The sequence below is a fragment of the Camelimonas fluminis genome, from assembly GCF_014656355.1.
In the GTDB taxonomy this organism is placed as follows: domain Bacteria; phylum Pseudomonadota; class Alphaproteobacteria; order Rhizobiales; family Beijerinckiaceae; genus Camelimonas; species Camelimonas fluminis.
Genome location: NZ_BNCG01000125.1, coordinates 1 through 1,647 on the forward strand (window position 1 = coordinate 1; position 1,647 = coordinate 1,647).

At 63.4% G+C, this 1,647-nt stretch carries 5 protein-coding genes; all 5 read left to right on the forward strand.

What is annotated here, in order from left to right; translation table 11 throughout:
* The first annotated feature begins 56 nt into the window (after window positions 1–56).
* Genes IE243_RS24140 through IE243_RS22735 form a run of 5 tightly spaced genes read left to right on the forward strand, consistent with a single transcriptional unit; the run spans window position 57 to window position 1,511 of the window.
* Window positions 57–392, forward strand: a complete 336-nt coding sequence (locus IE243_RS24140) for an XkdD/Y8K6 family phage-associated protein (protein ID WP_505661120.1) — start codon at window positions 57–59, stop codon at window positions 390–392.
* Complete coding sequence (locus tag IE243_RS22720) at window positions 389–610, forward strand: hypothetical protein (RefSeq protein WP_191321550.1); 222 nt, start codon at window positions 389–391, stop codon at window positions 608–610. The genes IE243_RS24140 and IE243_RS22720 overlap by 4 nt, the downstream gene beginning before the upstream one ends.
* Window positions 600–782: a hypothetical protein gene (locus IE243_RS22725; RefSeq protein WP_191321551.1), complete on the forward strand. Its 183-nt coding sequence runs from the start codon at window positions 600–602 to the stop codon at window positions 780–782. Before IE243_RS22720 ends, IE243_RS22725 begins: the two co-directional genes overlap by 11 nt.
* Window positions 779–1,063 (forward strand): hypothetical protein, encoded by a 285-nt coding sequence (locus IE243_RS22730; protein WP_191321552.1) that lies wholly within the window; start codon window positions 779–781, stop codon window positions 1,061–1,063. Before IE243_RS22725 ends, IE243_RS22730 begins: the two co-directional genes overlap by 4 nt.
* A gap of 46 nt (window positions 1,064–1,109) precedes the next feature.
* Window positions 1,110–1,511: a hypothetical protein gene (locus tag IE243_RS22735; RefSeq protein ID WP_210319969.1), complete on the forward strand. Its 402-nt coding sequence runs from the start codon at window positions 1,110–1,112 to the stop codon at window positions 1,509–1,511.
* Window positions 1,512–1,647: the final 136 nt, after the last annotated feature.

Below are 1,647 nucleotides of genomic sequence, written 5' to 3' on the forward strand. Positions count from 1 at the left end.
AACGCCCGCGCTCACGCAGAGGCAATCATCGCTCTGTCTGCTGGGGAGGGCGTGTGATGGCTCAAGCAAAGCATACGCCGGGGCCATGGTGGACGGATGGCAAATATAGCACCGATGAATGTGGCGTAGCGGTTCTGGCTGCGAGGAAAGACTGCGGCCCCCTTCCGGGGAACCCAACGCGCGGCATGGTCGCTTTCGTCAGCGAACTGCTGCCGGAGAACGCCGACCGGGCAACGGCCAACGCCCACCTGATCGCCGCCGCTCCAGAGCTTCTGGAGGCCCTAAAGGTCGCAAGAGAAGGTTTCGTGGTCGCTGGGTCAATGCCGCTGTCCGATGCGGACACGCTCGAGCTGATAGACGCGGCAATAGCCAAAGCTGAGGCCCGGCCATGACTGACCGCACAGAGCGCGAGCCAAACCCCGGCAGCCGCGAGGCGATAGCCCAAGGCTGCACATGCCCCGTCATCGATAACGGTCACGGTCGCGGCTACATGGGCGGCGCGAAGGACAAGAACGGCGAGACGATCTTTGTCTATACCTTCGGCTGCCCTGTCCATGACCGCCGCCCCACCGAAGCCCTTGCGGGTAAGGGAGGTGATAATGGCCAGTGACCTGAACGAATACGAGATCGACGTGCTGCGCATGCTGGCTGGTGAGATTGAACGGGATTGGGGCGCGTGGGTTGCCGCATGCCTTGAAAACCTGGTCGCCAAGGGCCTCGCCGCGCCGGCCTACCACATCACTGAAGCCGGCCGCGCCGCCCTCAAGGAGGATCGCCCGTGAAGATCCACGTCTACAACTGCACCACGACGCCGGATCATCGCCGCTTCATGGCGATCATAGAGACGGTCGAGAATGTCCCGGCCAATGGGGAGTGCCCGGCGCACAAGCGCCAGACGTTCCTGCCGATCACCTGCTTCGGGGCGACCATGGTCGAAGCCAGGGTGAAGGCCGAGGATTTCTGGCAAGGCAAGCTGGACAACGAGGCGCGGCGCAATGAACGCGCCCGCGCAGCCGGGGAACGGGCGAAAGCCCGCACCAAGGGAGGCGACGCCGATGGGTGATGCAAGAGTAATAACGCAGACATTCACGCGCGCCGCATTTCCAGACTTGGAAAAGGTAGCCCTCACCGCCGAACGCGACGTCCTCCGCGCCGAGGTCGAGGCGCTGCAAGACAGGCTGGAAATGCGCCACGCCTTTGACGGCAGCGGCAAGCGCATTTCGGTCGAGCCAGGGAGCATCCCTGATGGCATTGCATGCCGTGACGAAACGATCCGGCAACTCGACAAGCGCGTGGATGAATACCGCGCCCAGGTCGAGGCGATGCGGGAGGCGCTGGCGCCGTTCGCCGACGTAGCGGACCTGATTGATTGTGAGACGGAAGGGTTCGGCGACGACGATATCGCCACGCTACATCTGTCCGGCTACGAGGCGGCGCGCTGGCGCATCGGCATTTTCCGCACGGCCCGCGCCGCCCTCGCCAAACCGACAGGATCACCCGATGACCCGTAACGCATCGCTGCATTACGCCCTCGCATTGGAATTGTGGGTGGCGATTGTCTGGATAGCCCGGATCGCCGCCTAACAACTGAAACATCAACCACTTAACGCGCCCGCATGGAGCGCGAACGCCTGGAGTTTGTCTGAT

Bases quoted from the DNA above. Each gene is read 5' to 3' on its own strand.
- IE243_RS24140 (WP_505661120.1), top strand. From the start codon at position 57: ATGGCTCAAGCAAAGCATACGCCGGGGCCATGGTGGACGGATGGCAAA.
- IE243_RS22720 (WP_191321550.1), top strand. From the start codon at position 389: ATGACTGACCGCACAGAGCGCGAGCCAAACCCCGGCAGCCGCGAGGCG.
- IE243_RS22725 (WP_191321551.1), top strand. From the start codon at position 600: ATGGCCAGTGACCTGAACGAATACGAGATCGACGTGCTGCGCATGCTG.